15 protein-coding genes are annotated in these 19748 nt (G+C 33.7%); 11 read left to right on the top strand and 4 right to left on the bottom strand.

Annotated features, from left to right (window positions below):
* The first annotated feature begins 41 nt into the window (after positions 1-41).
* From SD960_RS16950 to SD960_RS16900, 11 genes are all read left to right on the top strand, one after another.
* The gene (locus tag SD960_RS16950) at positions 42-905 is read left to right on the top strand and encodes a PhzF family phenazine biosynthesis protein (protein WP_318804945.1); all 864 of its coding nucleotides are present in this window, start codon (positions 42-44) and stop codon (positions 903-905) included.
* Between the two features lie 147 nt (positions 906-1052).
* A complete protein-coding gene (locus SD960_RS16945; RefSeq protein WP_318804944.1) occupies positions 1053-2807 on the top strand; it encodes a TonB-dependent receptor in 1755 nt (584 codons plus the stop codon).
* Positions 2808-2949: 142 nt separating this feature from the next.
* A complete protein-coding gene (locus tag SD960_RS16940) occupies positions 2950-3399 on the top strand; it encodes a hypothetical protein (protein ID WP_318804943.1) in 450 nt (149 codons plus the stop codon).
* Positions 3400-3500: 101 nt separating this feature from the next.
* Positions 3501-4712 carry an ATP-binding protein gene (locus SD960_RS16935; RefSeq protein WP_318804942.1) on the top strand — a complete coding sequence of 404 codons (1212 nt, stop codon included), beginning with the start codon at positions 3501-3503 and terminating at the stop codon, positions 4710-4712.
* 3 nt (positions 4713-4715) lie between these two features.
* A complete protein-coding gene (locus tag SD960_RS16930; protein WP_318804941.1) occupies positions 4716-5435 on the top strand; it encodes an RloB family protein in 720 nt (239 codons plus the stop codon).
* Positions 5436-5744: 309 nt separating this feature from the next.
* Complete coding sequence (gene asnB, locus SD960_RS16925) at positions 5745-7421, top strand: asparagine synthase B (protein ID WP_318804940.1); 1677 nt, start codon at positions 5745-5747, stop codon at positions 7419-7421.
* A 238-nt stretch (positions 7422-7659) separates the two neighbouring features.
* Positions 7660-9276 (top strand): asparagine synthase B, encoded by a 1617-nt coding sequence (asnB, locus tag SD960_RS16920; RefSeq protein WP_318804939.1) that lies wholly within the window; start codon positions 7660-7662, stop codon positions 9274-9276.
* 356 nt (positions 9277-9632) lie between these two features.
* Complete coding sequence (gene gyrB, locus SD960_RS16915) at positions 9633-11573, top strand: DNA topoisomerase (ATP-hydrolyzing) subunit B (protein ID WP_318804938.1); 1941 nt, start codon at positions 9633-9635, stop codon at positions 11571-11573.
* A gap of 110 nt (positions 11574-11683) precedes the next feature.
* Positions 11684-12619: a malate dehydrogenase gene (gene mdh / locus SD960_RS16910; protein ID WP_073393161.1), complete on the top strand. Its 936-nt coding sequence runs from the start codon at positions 11684-11686 to the stop codon at positions 12617-12619.
* A 227-nt stretch (positions 12620-12846) separates the two neighbouring features.
* On the top strand, positions 12847-15819 hold the full coding sequence (secDF, locus tag SD960_RS16905; protein WP_318804937.1) for a protein translocase subunit SecDF: 2973 nt from the start codon (positions 12847-12849) through the stop codon (positions 15817-15819).
* An 86-nt stretch (positions 15820-15905) separates the two neighbouring features.
* Positions 15906-16517 carry an acyloxyacyl hydrolase gene (locus SD960_RS16900; protein WP_318804936.1) on the top strand — a complete coding sequence of 204 codons (612 nt, stop codon included), beginning with the start codon at positions 15906-15908 and terminating at the stop codon, positions 16515-16517.
* 53 nt (positions 16518-16570) lie between these two features.
* Here SD960_RS16900 and lgt read toward each other — a convergent pair whose 3' ends face one another.
* From lgt to SD960_RS16880, 4 genes are all read right to left on the bottom strand, one after another.
* Positions 16571-17503 carry a prolipoprotein diacylglyceryl transferase gene (gene lgt / locus SD960_RS16895; RefSeq protein ID WP_318804935.1) on the bottom strand — a complete coding sequence of 311 codons (933 nt, stop codon included), beginning with the start codon at positions 17501-17503 and terminating at the stop codon, positions 16571-16573.
* 65 nt (positions 17504-17568) lie between these two features.
* Entirely contained in the window at positions 17569-17808 is a 240-nt protein-coding gene (yidD, locus tag SD960_RS16890; RefSeq protein ID WP_318804934.1) for a membrane protein insertion efficiency factor YidD, read from the bottom strand.
* A gap of 22 nt (positions 17809-17830) precedes the next feature.
* Positions 17831-19309, bottom strand: coding sequence for a cysteine--tRNA ligase (cysS, locus tag SD960_RS16885; RefSeq protein WP_318804933.1), 1479 nt, complete (start codon positions 19307-19309; stop codon positions 17831-17833).
* A 49-nt stretch (positions 19310-19358) separates the two neighbouring features.
* On the bottom strand, positions 19359-19748 hold the full coding sequence (locus SD960_RS16880) for a four helix bundle protein (protein WP_318804932.1): 390 nt from the start codon (positions 19746-19748) through the stop codon (positions 19359-19361).

Genomic DNA, 19748 nt, shown 5'->3' with positions numbered 1-19748 from the left:
TCTATTCTCTATATTCTATTCTCTTAAAATCTTAAAAAAAAATGAGTTTACCTTTTTATATAGTTGATGTTTTTACAAATAAAAAATATGCCGGAAATCAATTGGCTGTTTTTTTGGATGCTGAAAATTTAAGTTCAGAAGAAATGCAAAAGATTGCACGCGAAATTAATTTTGCAGAAAGCACTTTTGTGACCAAATTGGATAAAGAAAATAATAAGGCAGAAATTAAAATATTTACGCCATCGCAGGAAATGCAGTTTGCGGGTCATCCGATAATTGGAACTTCATGGGTTTTGATTAATAAAATATTTGATAATGCACCAGAAAGTATACAATTAAATGTTCCGATTGGACCCATTTCAATTCATCAATCTAACGATTTGATTTGGTTAAAAGCGGCACAGCCAAAATTCTGGGATGTTTTTTCGAAAGAAGATTTCCCGGCGTTTAGCAATCTAAAAAAAGAAGATTTTGAAAATCAATTTCCAATTCAGGAAGTTACAACCGGGAGCGCTTTTGTCATGGTTGGATTAAGCAGTAAAAGAGCTTTGGAAAATTTGGTTTTAGATAAAGATAAAACCGATGAATGGTTGAAAAAGCATTGCAAAACCACACACAGAGGTTTGTATTTTTATTATTTAGAAGGCTCAAAACTGTTTAGCAGAATGTTGTGTATCGAACACAATCAACTGGTTGAAGATGCAGCGACAGGAAGCGCGAGTACTTGTTTGCAAGCTTTTCTGTTAAAATATCATAAACCTGAATTCGAATTAATCAATTATCAGGGAGATTATATCAACCGTCCGTCGCAAATTCATTTTAAAGGAAAATTAACCGAGAATAATTTTAATATTCAAATAGGAGGAAATGCCCAGTTTGTTGCAAAAGGCGAATGGGAAGTTTAATTAAGAATATAGAATAAAGAGAATAGAATATAGATTTTAGAATAAAGAGAATAGAATAAAGAAAAAAGATTATTGAACAAGAAATATAGATTTAGTATAAAGTCTATTTTCTATATTCTTTTCTCTTTGTTCTCAAAAAAATAAAATATGAAAATTAATTTCCAGAATAAAACTATCATTTTGATTTTACTGTTTGTTTTTCAGCTTTCGTTTTCGCAGAAGAAAGAAGAAACAATTGGTACCGAAACTGTAAATGTTGTAAAGCCTTATTCGCCAACTATATCGGATGCTTTTAAAGTAAAAGAAACTCCTTCGCTTGACGATTCGGGAAATCAGGCAAAAGAAACTATAAAATACAGCATTTTATCTGTTCCTGTGGCTTCGACTTTTACACCATCAAAAGGAAAAGCAGCAAGTGTAGATAAATCAAAACAAGAACGTTTGTTTAATAATTACGCTACTTTGGGCGTTGGAAATTATGGTACGCTAAATGCTGAATTGTTTGTTACGCAGGATTTAGGAAACAATGATTACGTTGCGGGAATGTTTCGCCACCATTCATCGCAAGGCGGAATTAAAGATATTGATTTGAATGATGAATTTTATGATACAGCGTTAAATGTGGGTTACGGTCAGAACAATCGCGATATGTCGTGGAATATAGATTTAGGATATCAAAATCAAATTTACAATTGGTACGGTTTGCCGGTTGATTTTGGTTCGACTTTGCTTCCACAAGATCATTTTATTCTAGTAGACAAAATCAATCCAAATCATTCTTATAATACGATTTCTTTGGGTGGAAACATCGATTTTACAGACGGAATTTTTAGTAAAGTGGCAACAAGATTTACACATTTTTCAGATAGTTTTTCTTCTTCAGAAAATCGTTTTTATTTGAAACCGACTTTTAAAGTTGATGTTATGGATCAGTCAATTAATACAAATGTTATTATTGATCATGTAAGCGGAAGTTTTGAAAATAATTATTTTCAGACGAATACGGAACCTGTAAAATATAGTCTGACAAACTTTGGAATTGAGCCAAGTTTTGTGGTGAATGAAAACGATTGGACTCTGGAATTAGGAGCTGGATTGTTTTATGCTTTAGATTCTGAAAACAGCGGAAACAAGTTTTATATTTATCCGAAAGTAAATGCTTCTTATAAATTGGTTGGGGATTTAATGATTTTCTATACTGGAGTAAATGGAAGTTTAAATCAGAATTCATATGCAGATTTTGTTACCGAAAATCCATTTTTGTCACCAACTTTAAACATGAGACCTTCAAGTACTCAATATAATGTTTTTGCAGGTTTAAAAGGGAAACTGGCAAACAATGTAAGCTATAATCTGACAGGTTCTTATTTAAACGAAAAAGACAAAGCGTTGTTTAAAAGCAATGATTATACAGAAGATATTACCAACCAAAATTATGAATACGGAAACTCTTTTGGAGTTGTTTACGAAGACATCAGAACGTTTCGTTTTTACGGAGAATTAAAAGCTGATTTCTCTGAAAACGTGACTTTTGGAATCAACGGAACTTTTAATAGTTACAAAACAGATGGCCAGTTAGAAGCATGGAATTTACCAACTATGAAATTAAGTTCAAGTCTGGATGTAAATATTACAAAACAATGGTACGCTGGTTTAAATGTTTTTTATGTGGGCGAACGTAAAGACATGCAATCAAACTTAGATTTAGTGACAGAACCAACCGTGATTTCGTTAAAAAGTTATTTTGATGCCAATGCACATTTGGGCTACAAATTCAGCGACCGTTTGACTTTCTTCTTAAAATTAAATAATATCGGAAATCAGGCTTACGAAAAATGGCTGAATTATCCTGTTCAGGGATTCCAGGTTTTAGGCGGAGCAAATTATAAATTCGATTTTTAGTTTGCTACGAAGGCGCTAAGGCACGAAGTTTATTTTAAGTTTTTTGCCACGAATTCACGAATTAATTTAATATTATTTGTGAATTCGTGGCTTACTTTTTTTTACGATCTTTGCGACTTAGCGCCTTTGTGGCATACAACTTATGGATTTCAAACAAAAAATACATTCTTATTATTTACAAATGGTTCAGGACCGAATAGATGTTTTTAGGGACATGATTTCGGCTTTGACCGAAGATTCTAAAAACGATGCCAAAGGTTCTGCCGGCGATAAACACGAAACGGCTTTGTCGATGATGCATATCGAACAGGAAAAACTCACTAATAAACTAAAAGAAGCAATAACACAAAAAGCGATTTTAGATAAAATTGACGCTTCAAAAACAACTGAGAATATTATTTCAGGTAGTTTGGTAAAAGCAAACGGAATTCATTTGTATTTGAGTGTGGCGCTTCCTAAAATTACAATCGACGGAATAAATGTAATTGCACTTTCTCCGCAATCTCCTTTGGGGGCACATTTAATGGGGAATAAGGTTGGGTTTACTTTTGAAATTAATAAAACGCATTATACGATTGAAGGGGTTTTTTAGTTTTAAGTTTGTGATTTTTTCTCAATTTAAAATGCGCGGAAGTGTTTTATGTTTATATTTGTTTAAAATTTGAGAAATTTTCTCAATTAAAAAATATAACTATGTTGTTAGAATTTACAGTAGGAAATTTTTTATCCTTCAAAGAAAAAAAAACATTTAGTTTAGAAGCAGGAAGTATTACTGAACATAAAGATAATGTTGTCAAAGATGGGAAGTATAAAGTGCTTCGGTCTGCAGTTATTTACGGAGCGAATTCAAGCGGTAAAAGTAATTTTATAAAGGCTTTGGATTTTATGATTGAGACAATTAAGAATTCGTCAAGATTAAATTCTACTGATAAGTTAAAAGCTAAACCATTTTTGTTGAACACAGAAACTGAAAATAAACCTTCTTTTTTTGAAATTCTTTTTTTGAAAAATAAAGCGCGATATCGATATGGTTTCGAATTAGATAATGATAAAATTTATTCTGAATGGCTTTATATTTCTAAAGAAAATTCTAAAAAGGAGGATGTATATTTCGTTAGAAATATAGATGGAATTGGTGTAGGAGATATTTTTGTTGAGGCAAAAGGACTTGAAGAAAAGACAAGGAATAATGGTCTTTTTATATCCGTTGCCGATCAATTTAATAGTAAAATTGCAAAAGATATTATGGATTCTACTATCGGCTTTTTTATTCTCTCAGGCTTAGAACATGAGGGCAGTATATATGCAACTGATTTTATGTGTGAAAATGAGAGCAACAAAACATTAGTAAATAATTTTATTAAAAAATTAGATTTAGGGTTTGAGAGTTTTATAATTGAGTCTGATGATAAAGTGAACTTTAAACATAGACTTAAGACTCTTCATAATAAATATGATAACAAAGGTAATTTGATATCTAATATGCAATTTAGAATGATAGAAAATGAATCTTCGGGGACTAATAAGATTTTTGATTTATCAGGACATATTGTTTTTGCAATAAAGCTGGGTTGTGTTTTGATTGTTGATGAATTAGATGCAAAATTACATCCAGTTTTAACACAAGAAATTATTAACTTCTTTAATAATCCTATTACAAATCCTAAAAATGCTCAGTTAATTTTCACTACCCATGATACTAATTTATTGGGAGCAAATTTATTTAGAAGGGATCAAATTTGGTTTACTGAGAAAGATAATTTTGAAGCTACTGATATGTATTCATTATTAGAATTTAAAGATGAAGATGGAAAAACTATTCGTAAAGACAGAAGTTTCGAAGCAGATTATATAAGAGGTCGTTACGGTGCAATTCCATATATTTCTAATTTGCAAGAAATATAAATTATGGCAAATATTATTAAAATTGATAATTCTATTTTAAAACGTACTGCAAGAGTAGAAAAGAAGCGTAAAGAAAAAACTAAAGAAATTCGAGTTTATTTTTTGATAGTTTGTGAAGGTGAAAAAACAGAGCCTAATTATTTTAAGTCTTTCAAAACGAATGTAAAATCTTTTGTTTATACAATTGATACTTTAGGTGAAGGTACAAATACTAAAGATTTAGTAAAGAGAACAATTGCAGCAAGAGATAAATCTAGTCAGAAATACGATAGTGTTTGGGCGGTTTTTGATAAAGATAGTTTTAGCCCTAATAATTTCAATAGTGCTGTTATTTTAGCGGAAAATAATGCTATAAAAGTGGGCTGGACAAATGAGGCTTTTGAGTTGTGGTATTTATTGCATTTTCAATATAGGAATACCGCTATGTCCAGAGAGGAATATAAATCGGCTTTAGAAAAAGAAGTGAATTCTAAAATTGCTATTCAATCCAAAAGTAAAAAGTCTAAAAAGTTTGTTTATGAAAAAAACAGTAAAGATATGTATGCTGTTTTAGAAACATATGGTAGTCAGGATTTAGCAATAAAAAATGCGGAGCGATTGCTTTCAACTCACAATTGTACTAATTATTCAATTCATAACCCTTGTACTAAAATACATTTACTAGTTAAAGAGTTAAATGGTAATTCAGAAGAGTTGAATAATCAGATAAAGGAAAGAAGTTAGTAATACTCTTACGGAACTCGCATTTGCTATTTCTGTTAATGACTATTTTCTGGCTTGCCATTTACAATGCTTATAAGAAAACATTTTTAAATGTTTTCTTATAAGCATTGTAATTTAGAGCTTTTATTTAACTTAATTAAAATTTTCAAGTTCGGGGCGTTTTTTCATGCTAAAATTTTACATTTTACATGTAAAAACAATTTTATGGTTTAAAATTATAACTGAAATAGGTATTTGTGTTTTTCAATTATAACCAATACCGCATCTTTGCCCTATCAAAATAAAATTTACAAATAAAAATATATAATTATGTGCGGAATCGTATGTGCCTTTGACCTAAAACAAAAAGCAGAAGCTTTAAGACCTCAAGTATTAGAAATGTCTAAAATCATTCGTCACCGTGGACCGGACTGGAGCGGGATTTACAGCAATGATAAAGCAATTCTTTCTCACGAGCGTTTGGCAATTGTTGATCCGGCTTCGGGAAAACAGCCTTTATTTACAGAAGATAAAAAACTGGTTTTAGCAGCAAATGGTGAGATTTACAACCACAGAGATTTACGTAAACAATTTGAAGGAAAATATAACTTTCAGACTGAAAGTGACTGCGAAGTGATTTTAGCTCTTTACAGAGAAAAAGGACCTCACTTTGTAGATGAAATGAACGGAATATTCGGATTTGCGATTTATGATGTGGAGAAAGATGAGTATTTTATTGCTCGTGATCACATGGGAATTATTCCATTATACATTGGTTGGGATCAACACGGAACTTTTTATGTGGCTTCTGAATTGAAAGCTTTAGAAGGATATTGTACAAAAATTCAATTGTTTCCTCCGGGACATTATATGACGAGCCAGGACGGTGAATTTGTGCAATGGTACAAAAGAGACTGGACAGAATATGATGCTGTAAAAGACAATGAAACTAGTATTCCTGCCATTAAAGAAGCTCTTGAGGCAGCAGTTCACAGACAATTAATGAGTGATGTTCCTTACGGAGTTTTACTTTCAGGAGGTTTAGATTCGTCTATTACTTCGGCTGTAGCCAAAAAATTTGCACAAAAACGTATTGAATCTGATGATACTACAGATGCCTGGTATCCGCAATTGCACTCTTTTTCAGTTGGACTTGACGGTTCTCCTGATTTAGCTGCAGCACAAATCGTTGCAAAACATATCGGAACAATTCACCATGAAATTAAATTTACAATTCAGGAAGGTTTAGATGCCGTTCGTGATGTAATCTACAACTTAGAAACTTATGATGTAACTACGGTAAGAGCTTCAACACCAATGTGGTTAATGGCCAGAGTTATTAAATCAATGGGAATTAAAATGGTGCTGTCTGGTGAAGGTGCAGATGAGTTGTTCGGAGGTTATTTATATTTCCACAAAGCACCAAACGCTAGAGAATTTCACGAAGAAAACGTTCGTAAATTAGGTAAATTACACATGTACGATTGTCTACGTGCCAACAAAAGTTTGGCAGCCTGGGGAATCGAAGGTCGTGTACCGTTTTTAGATAAAGAATTTATGGATGTTGCCATGCGCATCAATCCACAAGATAAAATGATCAACAAAGAACACCCGATGGAGAAATGGGTTGTTCGTAAAGCGTTTGAAGATATGTTGCCTGAAAGTGTAGCATGGAGACAAAAAGAGCAATTTTCTGATGGAGTAGGTTACAGCTGGATTGATACTTTGAAAGAAGTGGTAGCCAAAGAAGTTTCAGACGAACAATTGGCAAATGCGAAATATAAATTTCCGTTACAAACACCAACTTCAAAAGAAGAATATTACTATCGTTCAATCTTTGCAGAACATTTCCCAAGTGATGCAGCAGCATTATGCGTGCCACAGGAAGCAAGTGTGGCTTGTAGTACAAAAATTGCGTTGGAGTGGGATGAAGCTTTCAAAAACATGAACGATCCTTCTGGTAGAGCGGTTGCGAGTGTGCATGATGATGCTTACGAAAAAGCATAAACTTAGTTACTTAATATTTTAGTTATTAGAAAAACGTTCTCAGTTTCTGAGGACGTTTTTCTTGTCTAAAAATGTTAATTTGTAATATTTCAATTACTTGAGGATAATTATTAGCAATTATTTAACTTTCTTTTTTATATTTGACATTCCCCAACAGAATATTTTAAATTTAGTTTTTTTTGCTAAAATAAACCTGCACCACTTTTAAAAAAAAATAAAGAATAAAAAATACAATCGTATGTCTGGAATATTGGCCGTTATTGGCAAAGGAAAAGACCCGCAACTCGTAAGAGAGCTTTCTAAAAGAATGTCGCACCGTGGGCCTGATGAAAGTGATTTTCAAATCCTGAAAAATGGCAGTATCATTTGTCATGAAAGTTTAGCGATTGTCGATTTACAATCGGGGAAACAGCCAATTCAGGGTACAAAAGATGCATGGGTAATTCATGATGGAGAAATTTATAATTATCAGGAACTGAAAAATGGAATTCTGAAAGAGCATACGTTTAGAACAAAGTCAGATTCTGAAGTTATTGTGCATTTGTACGAAGAATTTGGATATGATTTTTGCAATAAATTAGACGGCGACTGGACTTTTGTAATTGTCGATGGAGACGATTATATCGCGGGAAGAGATCCAATGGGAGTAAAGCCATTGTATTATGGTCTTGATGAAAGAGGAAGGATTTATTTTGCATCTGAAATGAAATCAATTGCAGATCAGTGCAAAACATTTTCGACTTTCCCTCCGGGGCATTATTACACACCTAAAAAAGGCTTTGTAAAATATTATCAGCCGGAATATGAGGATTATGAAAATGCAAATCAGGATCTGGATTTAGTGTTGATAAGAGAAAGCCTTACAGAAGCTGTTCGTAAACGTTTGATGAGTCAAATGCCTTATGGTGTTTTGCTTTCCGGAGGTTTAGATTCGTCTTTGCTTTCTTCAATTGCTTCCCGATTATCAGCAGAAAATGGTAAAAAACTACAATCTTTTTCTATTGCTTTAAATGCTGATGCGCCAGATGCAAAAGCAGCCAGACAAGCAGCGGAGTTTTTAGGTACAGATCATCATGAAATTCACTTTACGGTACAGCAGGGTGTTGAAATTCTGGAAAAAATAATCTGGAATATTGAGACTTATGATATTATTTCGGTACGAGCAAGTGTGCCAATGTTTTTATTATCAAAAGTAATTGCAGAGAAAGGTATAAAAGTAATTCTTTCCGGAGAAGGTGCTGATGAAATTTTTGGTGGACATTTGTATTTTAGAAATGCGCCATCTACAGAAGAATTTCAGAAAGAAACTATCGAAAGAGTTCAGAAATTATTTACTGCCGATTTGCTTCGTGCAGATAAGTCAACAATGGCAAATGGAATTGAAACCAGAATTCCGTTTTTGGACAAAGAATTTCTGGATGCTACTATCCGAATTAAACCGGAAGAAAAACAGCCTAAAACGTATGATGGTATCGAAAAATACATTTTAAGAAAAGCATTTGATACACCTGAAAATCCGTATTTGCCGACAGAAATTTTATGGCGTCAAAAGGAGCAGTTTTCTGATGGAGTAGGATACAGCTGGATTGATGAATTGATAGAATATTGTGCAACTCAGGTTACAGATGCACAATTAGAAGGCGCTGCTGCAGAATTTCCATATAATTCACCAACAACAAAAGAAGCGTATTTGTACCGTTCTATTTTTCATAAATTTTATCCGCAGGTCAGTGCGGCGCAAACCGTTAGAAAATGGATTCCGAAATGGCAGGAAAATCTTGACCCGAGCGGAAGAGCAAATGCAGCTCACGTAAAAGCAGATGTGGAAATCTCAAAATCAGGAATCACGGTTTAGTAAGAATTCCAAAAAATAAATTCCAAATTCCAAATTTGGTGTCTATAAAAGTCAAAAAATCCGAAATGACATTTAAGTGTTAATTTCGGATTTTTTTATTCTCGATATTGTAATTTGTAACTTAAAATTTAAAACTTGAGTCTTAAATTGGAGTTTAGTTTTTGTATATCATTCCCGTTTTGGAATTTGGAATTTAAAAATTTGGAATTTAAATCAATAGTTCCATTTTTTATAGAGTTTTATTGATAATATGTTAATAACTTACGTGCTTTAAATGGGAATTTAACGGATATATAATTTGCGTTTTTATATATTTGCGTGTTAGACACTAATTACATTTTTTTAGAATAAATTATATGAGCGAAGAAATCAAGAAGAACAATTATTCAGCAGATAGTATTCAGGCATTAGAAGGAATGGAGCACGTAAGAATGCGTCCATCGATGTATATAGGAGATGTGGGAGTTCGAGGTCTGCATCATTTGGTTTATGAGGTTGTTGATAACTCTATTGATGAGGCGATGGGCGGACATTGTGATACCATTGGTGTTGCAATTAATGAAGACGGTTCGGTAACAGTTGAAGATAACGGTCGTGGTATTCCAGTTGATTTACATAAAAAAGAAGGTGTTTCGGCACTTGAGGTAGTAATGACTAAAATTGGTGCCGGAGGTAAATTCGATAAAGATTCTTATAAAGTTTCCGGAGGTTTACACGGTGTTGGGGTTTCTGTAGTAAATGCTCTTTCTGTTCATATGAAATCTACTGTTTTTAGAGACGGTAAGATCTACGAGCAGGAATACGAAAGAGGTAAAGCAATGTATCCGGTTAAACAAATCGGAGAAACAGATAAAAGAGGTACACGTCAGACTTTCTATCCTGATGATACGATCTTTACTCAAACTACAGAGTTTTCATATGATACTTTATCAGCTCGTATGCGTGAGCTTTCTTTCTTAAACAAAGGAATCACAATTACATTTACTGACAAAAGAGAAGTAGATGAAAAAGGGGAGTTTAAAGTTGAAGTATTTCACTCAGATGAAGGTCTTAAAGAATACATTCGTTACTTAGACGGTAACCGTGAGCCAATTATCTCTCACGTGATCAGCATGGATCACGAAAAAGGTGAAATTCCGGTTGAAGTTGCCTTGATTTACAATACAAGTTATACAGAGAATATTTTCTCTTACGTAAATAATATCAACACACACGAAGGAGGAACGCATTTACAAGGTTTTAGAAGTGGTTTAACAAGAACCCTTAAAAAATACGCAGATGCATCCGGAATGTTGGATAAATTGAAATTCGAAATTGCGGGAGATGACTTCCGTGAAGGATTAACAGCTATTATTTCGGTAAAAGTTGCAGAACCACAATTCGAAGGTCAGACAAAAACAAAACTTGGAAACAGAGAAGTAGTTTCTCCGGTTTCTCAGGCAGTTGGAGAAATGTTAGAAAATTATTTGGAAGAAAATCCAAATGATGCCCGTATCATTATCCAAAAAGTAATCTTGGCTGCTCAGGCACGTCACGCTGCTAAAAAAGCTCGTGAAATGGTACAGCGTAAAACCGTTATGGGCGGTGGAGGTTTGCCAGGAAAACTTTCGGACTGTTCTGAGCAGGATCCTGCAAGATGTGAGGTTTACCTTGTCGAGGGAGATTCGGCTGGTGGAACAGCAAAACAAGGTCGTGATCGTAATTTTCAGGCGATTTTACCATTACGTGGTAAGATTTTGAATGTGGAGAAAGCGATGCACCATAAAGTATTCGAAAACGAAGAGATTCGTAACATTTTTACTGCTCTTGGAGTTACCGTTGGTACTGCAGAAGACAGTAAAGCCTTAAATCTTGAAAAACTAAGATATCATAAAGTAATCATCATGTGTGATGCCGATGTCGATGGTAGTCACATTTCTACCTTAATATTAACGTTCTTCTTCCGTTTCATGAAAGAATTGATCGAAGAAGGTCACGTTTACATTGCAGCTCCGCCTTTATACTTAGTTAAAAAAGGAAACAAAAAAGAATACGCATGGAATGACGTTCAGCGTGATCAGGCGAATGAGAGAATGGGAGGAAGTGCTGCTATCCAACGTTATAAAGGTCTTGGAGAGATGAACGCAGAGCAATTGTGGGAAACTACAATGGATCCAGGCTTTAGAACTTTACGTCAGGTAACAATTGATAGTTTGGCAGAAGCCGATAGAGTTTTCTCAATGCTGATGGGAGATGAAGTTCCGCCACGTAGAGAATTTATCGAGAAAAATGCGGTTTACGCAAACATCGATGCCTAATAAATTTTAACATCATCAATTCGTTTAATTGTTTAAATTTACTAGACAATTAAACGAATTGTTGTTTTATAAAGTAAACAAACAAATTAATAACCGATAAAGTATAAAATATGAAAGTTACCATTGTAGGAGCAGGAAATGTTGGAGCTACATGTGCAGATGTTATTTCTTATAGAGGAATTGCAAGCGAAGTAGTGTTGTTGGATATTAAAGAAGGTTTTGCCGAAGGGAAAGCGTTGGATATTATGCAATGTGCCACAAATACAGGTTTTAATACCAAAGTATCTGGTGTAACCAACGATTATTCTAAAACTGCCGGAAGTGATGTAGTGGTTATCACATCAGGAATTCCGAGAAAACCAGGAATGACACGTGAAGAATTAATTGGTATCAATGCCGGAATTGTAAAAACAGTTGCCGAAAATGTATTAAAACATTCCCCAAATACAATAATAGTTGTGGTTTCGAATCCTATGGATACGATGACCTATTTAGCCTTAAAATCTACCGGATTGCCAAAAAATAGAATTATTGGTATGGGTGGAGCGTTAGACAGTTCTCGTTTCAGAACTTATTTGTCTTTGGCTTTGGATAAACCTGCAAATGATATCTCTGCAATGGTAATTGGAGGTCATGGTGATACAACTATGATTCCGTTAACGCGTTTGGCTTCCTATAACGGAATTCCGGTAACAGAATTCCTTTCAGAAGAAGTACTTCAAAAAGTTGCTGCAGACACAATGGTGGGCGGAGCAACGCTTACTGGTCTTTTAGGAACATCGGCCTGGTATGCTCCGGGAGCTTCTGTAGCTTATTTAGTAGACAGTATCTTAAACGATCAAAAGAAAATGATTGCTTGTTCTGTTTTCGTAGAAGGCGAGTACGGACAAAATGATATCTGTATAGGAGTGCCTTGTATAATAGGTAAAAATGGAGTAGAAGAAATTCTGGATATCAATTTAAACGAGCAGGAGAAGGCTTTATTCGCTAAAAGTGCAGATGCAGTTAGAGGGATGAATGATGCTCTAAAATCGATTTTAGTATAAATATTTCCGTAAAAAAAGAAGAAGACTGCACTTTTGCAGTCTTTTTTTTAAGATTAATCAATAAATAAATTGGTTAATCTTTCCGTTAATTATATATTTGCTCGATTTAAAAAAAATGTGGTAATTCGTGATTTAGTTTTTTAGTTTTATAAAAATGATGTCAGGGCTTATTTTATGGTACTTTAAAACAAAAACAAACAATAAAACATAATTAATTTTTAGTAATAATGCAGAATAAAGGACTTATTAAATTTTTCGCAATTCTATTTGCATTGGTAAGTATTTACCAACTTTCGTTCACTTACGTGGCAAGTAATGTCAAAAGTGAAGCTAAAGCTATTGCAGGAGATAATCCTGACAAAGAGCTAAAATATTTAGATTCTATTGGAAAAGAGAAAGTGTTGAATCTTGGGTTTACTGATTTTACTTATAATGAAGTAAAAAACAAGCAAATCAATAAAGGTCTTGACTTAGAAGGAGGAATCAACGTTATTCTTCAAATTTCTATTAAAGATGTTTTAAAAGGATTAGCAAACAATTCTAAAAATCCGGTTTTTAATAAATCATTAGCTGATGCAACTGCAAATTTAGAAGGAAATAAAAGTTATTTAGATAAATTTTTTGAAGCTTTTGATGCAAATTCAAACGGTACTACCAAATTAGCTTCGCCAGAAATTTTTGCTAACAGAAACTTACAGGGAGAAGGCGGAATTGCTTTTGAAATGACGGATGCACAAGCGCAAAAAGTAATTAGAAAAAAAGTTGATGAGTCTATCGAAAGTGCTTACAAAGTATTAAGAGAGCGTATCGACAAATTTGGTGTAACACAGCCAAACATCCAAAAATTGGGTGCTACAGGAAGAATCTTAGTTGAACTTCCAGGGGCTAAGGATGTGGATAGAATTAAAAAATTATTAGGTGGAAAAGCTCAGTTAGAGTTTTGGGAAACTTATAAAATAGAAGAAATCGGAAACTTTTTAGTAGCTGCAAATGAAGCTCTAAAAAAGACTGAAGTTAAAACTAAAGAAACTAAAACAGTTGCTAAAGATTCATTGAATGCTTTATTAACTGATACTAAAGATTCTACTGAAGCTAAAAAAGGAAACAATCCATTATTTGATAAAATTTTAGGACAAGGTGGAGGACCAGTTTTAGGTTACTTCGCTCCAAAAGATACAGCTGTTGTAAATGAATATTTCAAAAGAGCTGACATCAGAATTTTATTGGGTGCTGACCAACATTATGCAAAATTTGTTTGGAGTAAACCAACTACAATTAAAGATGCAAAACAAAAAGATGTTGAAGTTGTAGAATTATACGCTTTAAAAGGAAACAGAGACAATGTACCAGCTATGAACGGTGGTCTTGTAACTGATGCAAAGGATACATTTGACCAGATGGGTAAACCAGCTGTTTCTATGCAAATGAACAGTCAGGGAGCTAAAGTTTGGGAAGAATTAACAGGAAGAGCTTTTTCTCAAAAAAGTTATATTGCTATTGTTTTAGATAACATCGTTTATTCTGCTCCTGGAGTTACTAGTGGTCCAATCGCAGGAGGAAGATCAGAAATTACAGGTTCTTTTGATGTAGCTGAAACTAAAGATTTAGCAAACGTATTAAACGCAGGTAAATTACCGGCTTCTGCAGATATTATTCAATCAACAGTTGTAGGACCATCTTTAGGTCAGGCTGCAATTGATGCAGGAACAATGTCATCTGTAATTGGATTTTTATTAGTTTGTTTATGGATGGTATTCTATTATGGTAAAGCAGGTTGGTATGCTAACTTAGCATTATTATTGAACTTACTTTTCTTATTCGGAATTATGGCAAGTTTTGGTTTTGTACTTACATTACCGGGTATTGCAGGTATCGTATTAACATTAGGTACTGCGGTAGATGCCAACATTATTATATTTGAAAGAGCAAAAGAGGAATTACGTGAAGGTAAATCATTGGCAGAAGCTGTAGCAGCATCTTATGGATGGCATGGTGCAATGCGTTCAATCATTGATGCAAACGTTACGCACGTTTTAACGGGAGCTATTCTTTTCATCTTTGGTACTGGACCAATTAAAGGTTTCGCTTTGACTTTATTAATTGGTATCGTAACTTCAATGTTTACGTCAATTTTTATCGCTAGAATTTTCATCGATAGAAATATTGCAGGAAAAGGAGATTTAACTTTCTCTACAAACATTACTAAAAACTGGTTTACTAATTTCCACTTTGACTTTATCAAAATCAAAAAATTCACATACATTTTCTCTTCTATTGTAGTTGTAGTAAGTTTAGTTTCTATCTTCTTCGTTAACGGATTAGATGAAGGTGTTGATTTTGTTGGAGGAAGAACATTCCAGGTAAAATTTGAAAAACCGGTTGACGCAACTGTAGTTTCAGATGAATTATCTGCTGCTTTCGGAACTCCGGTTGAAGCTAAAATTTTAGGTGATGATGATCAGTTGAAAATCACAACAAAATACAAAATCAAAGAAGATGGAGTAGCTGTTGATGAAGAAGTGAATCAAAAACTATACGCTGCATTAAAGAAATATTATACTAATACTTCTTATGATCAGTTTACTAATTCATACAATGGTAAGACAGTTGGAGTTTTACAAGCTTCTAAGGTTGGAGCTTCTATCTCTGAAGATATTAAAACAAACTCTTACTGGGCGGTTCTTGGTGCAATGGCAGCAATTTTCTTATACTTAATGGTATCTTTCCGTAAATGGCAATATTCATTAGGTGCGATTGCAGCTGTAGCGCACGACGTTATCTTTGTATTAGGAATTTACTCTTTATGTTATAAATTCATGCCTTTCCACATGGAAATGGATCAGCACTTTATCGCTGCGATTCTTACCGTTATTGGTTACTCAATGAATGATACTGTAATTGTATTTGACAGAATTAGAGAGTTCATCATTGGAAACCGTAAAGGATCTTTTGAAGATATCGTAAATGCTTCTATTAACACTACATTATCAAGAACGTTGAATACGTCATTAATGATGATCATTGTATTATTAACGATGTTTATCTTTGGTGGAGAATCTATCAGAGGATTTATCTTCGCGATGTTGGTTGGTATTGTTGTAGGAACTTATTCTTCATTATTTATCGCAACACCAGTATTGGTTGACACGATTTCTAAAGATGATAAACATACAATCGAAGACAAGCATAACAAAGCATAATTAATTGCTTACATTATATTAAAAAGATCCGGTGAAAGCCGGATCTTTTTTTTTGTGCTATATTTAAATAGTTTTAAAATACATTTATGAATAAAAAACTACTATTTATTTTGATGTTTTTCTTTGCAATAAAGATGTCGGCGCAAGATGTAAAATCTAAGTTTGCCATAGGTTTCAATTGTGGTTTTGGAAGTGAATTCAATAATAAAGATTACACTTTTACAAATCATTTCTATAAACTGCAATTGTATTATAAATTGAAGGAAACAAAACATTTTCAATATGAAATTTTAATTCAGCCGGAAGCCAATTTTGGAAAACACCAATTGCTGAATTTTTATTTTATAAAACCGGAAGAGCCGGATTATCTTGAAAAAAGAGAAAAATATACGCAGCTAAAAGAGGTTCATGAATATGTGTTAAACATTGGTTTTTTGGTTAGAAAGCCAATTAGTAAAACTTGTTCTTTTTATATTTTAGGAAGTATTGGCCCGATGATTACGGATACAGAGACTGAGAGGATGTCTGATGGTTTCGCTTTCGCGGATGTTCTTGCGGTTGGTTTTTCTTTAAACGTAAATAAATTTCAGTTTGATTTGCGACCAAGTGTAAGACATGTTTCGAATGCCGGTTTGGGCTCAGCAAACGCCGGATACAATACTAGGAATATAGAAGTTGGAATCTCCTATTCATTATAAAAAAAATGCCCGATAAATTACTTATCGGGCATTTTTATATTTTGAAGCTGACTTTATGAAGCTGCTAAAGGATTTCTTTGTGCTCTAATAACAAAGAAAAGACCTATAATGATAAAAGGTATACTTAGCCATTGTCCTGTAGAAAAATAACCTAATTCGGCTTCAATTCCGCCCTGGCTTTCTTTTACAAATTCAACTATAAATCGTACTACGAATAATAAAACTAGAAATAAACCGAATAATAAACCTGATTTAAGTCTTGCATTTGTTTTCCAGTATAAGAAGTACAAAATAGCAAATACAAAAATATAGCAAAATCCTTCGTACAATTGTGTTGGATGTTTTGCCGGAACCTGTGCCAATAAATCAGCAAATTTAGGGTCTGTTGCAATTGCTGTATAAGCATCCTTAGGATTTGCAATTTGTGTAGCATTTACAGCTTCAGCTTTACTGAATTGATCGTGTAAAAAACGAATTCCGAATGAAGATGTAGTTTCATGCCCAATAATTTCAGAATTGAAGAAGTTTCCTAAACGAACAAATATTGCACCGCTCGCTACCGGAATTACAACACGGTCTAAAATCCATAATAAAGAACGTTTTAAGATCATTTTGCTGTAATAATACATCGCAATAATAATCGCGATTGCAGCACCGTGACTAGCTAATCCCTGAAATCCTGTAAATTCAAATTTCGGTTCAAATTTAAAGGGTAAAAATATCTCAAGTAAATGATTTCTAAAATATTCCCAATCATAAAATAAAACATGACCCAAACGTGCGCCAATTAAAGTAGCCAAAACCGTCCATACAAAAAGAGAATCTAATTTGTCTAGAGATTCATTTTCGCGTTCGAAAATTTTCTTCATTAAAAACCATCCTAATCCAAAGGCGATTACGAACATTAAACTGTAATAACGAATCATGAAAAATCCTAAATCGATTCCTTCTGAAGGATTCCAAATGATATTTAAAGCTTGTGTCATATATTATATTGTTTTTATCTATTGTAAAAATAAAACTTTAAAACAGAGTAAATCTTTATTTAAAGTTAATGTTTATGCGAGCATTTCTTTTCAGGAACAGGATCATAGCCGGTTCTTCCCCAGGGATGACAACTCAAGATGCGTTTCATTCCTAAATAGCCACCGTAACATAATCCGTGTGTTTGTAAGGCCTGAATCATATAGCTGGAACAGGTGGGTTCAAATCTGCAGCTTGCCGGTGTAAAAGGCGAAATTGCAGTTTGGTAAAAACGTACTAATAAAACAAACGGAGTAATTACTTTCATGATTTATTAGAAATTGAGTTTGTTATATTGAAAAACTGGTTCCTTCTTTTCCGTCTTTCAACTGAATGCCCAAAGCAATCAACTGATCACGAATCTGATCTGAAAGTGCGAAGTTTTTATCGGCTCTGGCCTGATTTCTCATTCCGATAAGCATATTTACAACGCCTTCTAATTTGTCATTATTACTGTCGGTAGCTTTTTCATCACTTAAACCTAAAACATCAAAAACAAAAGCATTCATTGCAGCTGTAAATGTTTTTAGATCTTCGGCAGAAATGGTTTCTTTTCCTTCTTTCAGTAAATTGATATAACGAACAGCCTCAAATAATTGTGCAATTAAAATTGGTGTGTTAAAATCATCGTTCATTGCATCGTAGCACAATTGTTTCCATGATGCAATATCAATAGAACTTGTTGCGCTTGCATTAATATCTGATAATGCATCAACCGCTTCCATCAATCTTTTATATCCTTTTTCTGCAGCAACAATAGCATCATCAGAAAAATCCAAAATACTTCTGTAATGCGCCTGCAACATGAAAAAACGGGTTACAGAAGCTGAAAAAGCTTTGCTTAGAATGTTATTGTCTCCGCTTAAAATTTCTCCCGGTAAAATATTATTTCCGGTTGATTTTGCCATTTTCTTACCATTTAAAGTAAGCATATTGGCGTGCATCCAGTAATTTACCGGCGATTGACCTGTACAAGCTTCGTTTTGAGCGATTTCACATTCGTGGTGTGGAAACTTTAAATCCATTCCGCCTCCATGAATATCAAAATGATTTCCAAGATATTTGGTGCTCATTGCGGTACATTCTAGGTGCCAACCCGGAAAACCATCGCTCCAAGGTGAAGGCCATCTCATAATATGTTCTGGTTCTGCCTTTTTCCAAAGTGCAAAATCCTGTGGGTTTCTTTTGTCTGACTGACCATCAAGATCACGGGTATTGGCCAGCATATCTTCGATATTTCGACCGCTTAAAACACCGTAATTGTTGGTTTCGTTGTATTTTACAACATCAAAATAAACAGATCCGTTGGCTTCATAACCAATTCCGGTATCGATGATTTTTTTGATGATTTCGATTTGTTCAATAATATGTCCGGTTGCCGTTGGCTCAATGCTTGGCGGTAAAAAATTAAATGATTTTAAAATATCATGAAAATCTACCGTATATCGCTGCACAACTTCCATTGGTTCTAATTGCTCCAATCGTGCTTTTTTGGCAATTTTATCTTCGCCTTCATCAACATCATCCACAATATGTCCAACATCGGTAATATTACGCACGTAACGAACCTTGTAATCCAGGTGTAAAAAATACCTGAAAATAACGTCAAACGACATAAATGTTCTCACATTTCCTAAGTGTACATTGCTATAAACCGTAGGTCCACAAACATACATTCCAATATTTCCTTCATGAATTGGATTGAAATTTTCTTTTTCACCCGAAAGCGAATTGTATATTTTTAGATGTTGATTTGTGTATAATGGCATTTTTAAATGTTTATTGTTTGTGGTTTGTTGTTTTTTGTTCGTTGAAATGTTATTTGAATTTTAGACCTTTGATTTCGCAATTGTTTAAATAGTTCATCATCGCTCCAATTTTGTTTTTTACTAATTCAACTGTTTCGTTCAATTGTAAATGTTGTTGTTCTGAAATTAATTTTTCATCAAAAGCTCTGTAGGATTGTGATTTTACTTCGCCGGCTGAACCTTTTGCAATACTCAGGAATTGAATGAACTCTCTATTGCCATTCCGTTCAAATCCTTCGGCAATATTATCCATTATAGATCCTGAACTTCTATCGATTTGATCTTTCAAAGAGTAATTTGTCTTTAAATTTGTGTTTTGTATGAGAAATTCAATCTGTTGACATATTAGTCGGGCTAATCTCCAAATTTCCAGATCTTCAAATTTCTGTATTTTCCCCAT

Origin of the sequence: Flavobacterium sp. MMLR14_040 (assembly GCF_033657265.1) — a bacterium.
Lineage (GTDB): Bacteria > Bacteroidota > Bacteroidia > Flavobacteriales > Flavobacteriaceae > Flavobacterium.
The sequence above is the reverse complement of the archived record's forward strand: the minus strand, read 5'-3'. Positions and strand labels throughout refer to the sequence as shown.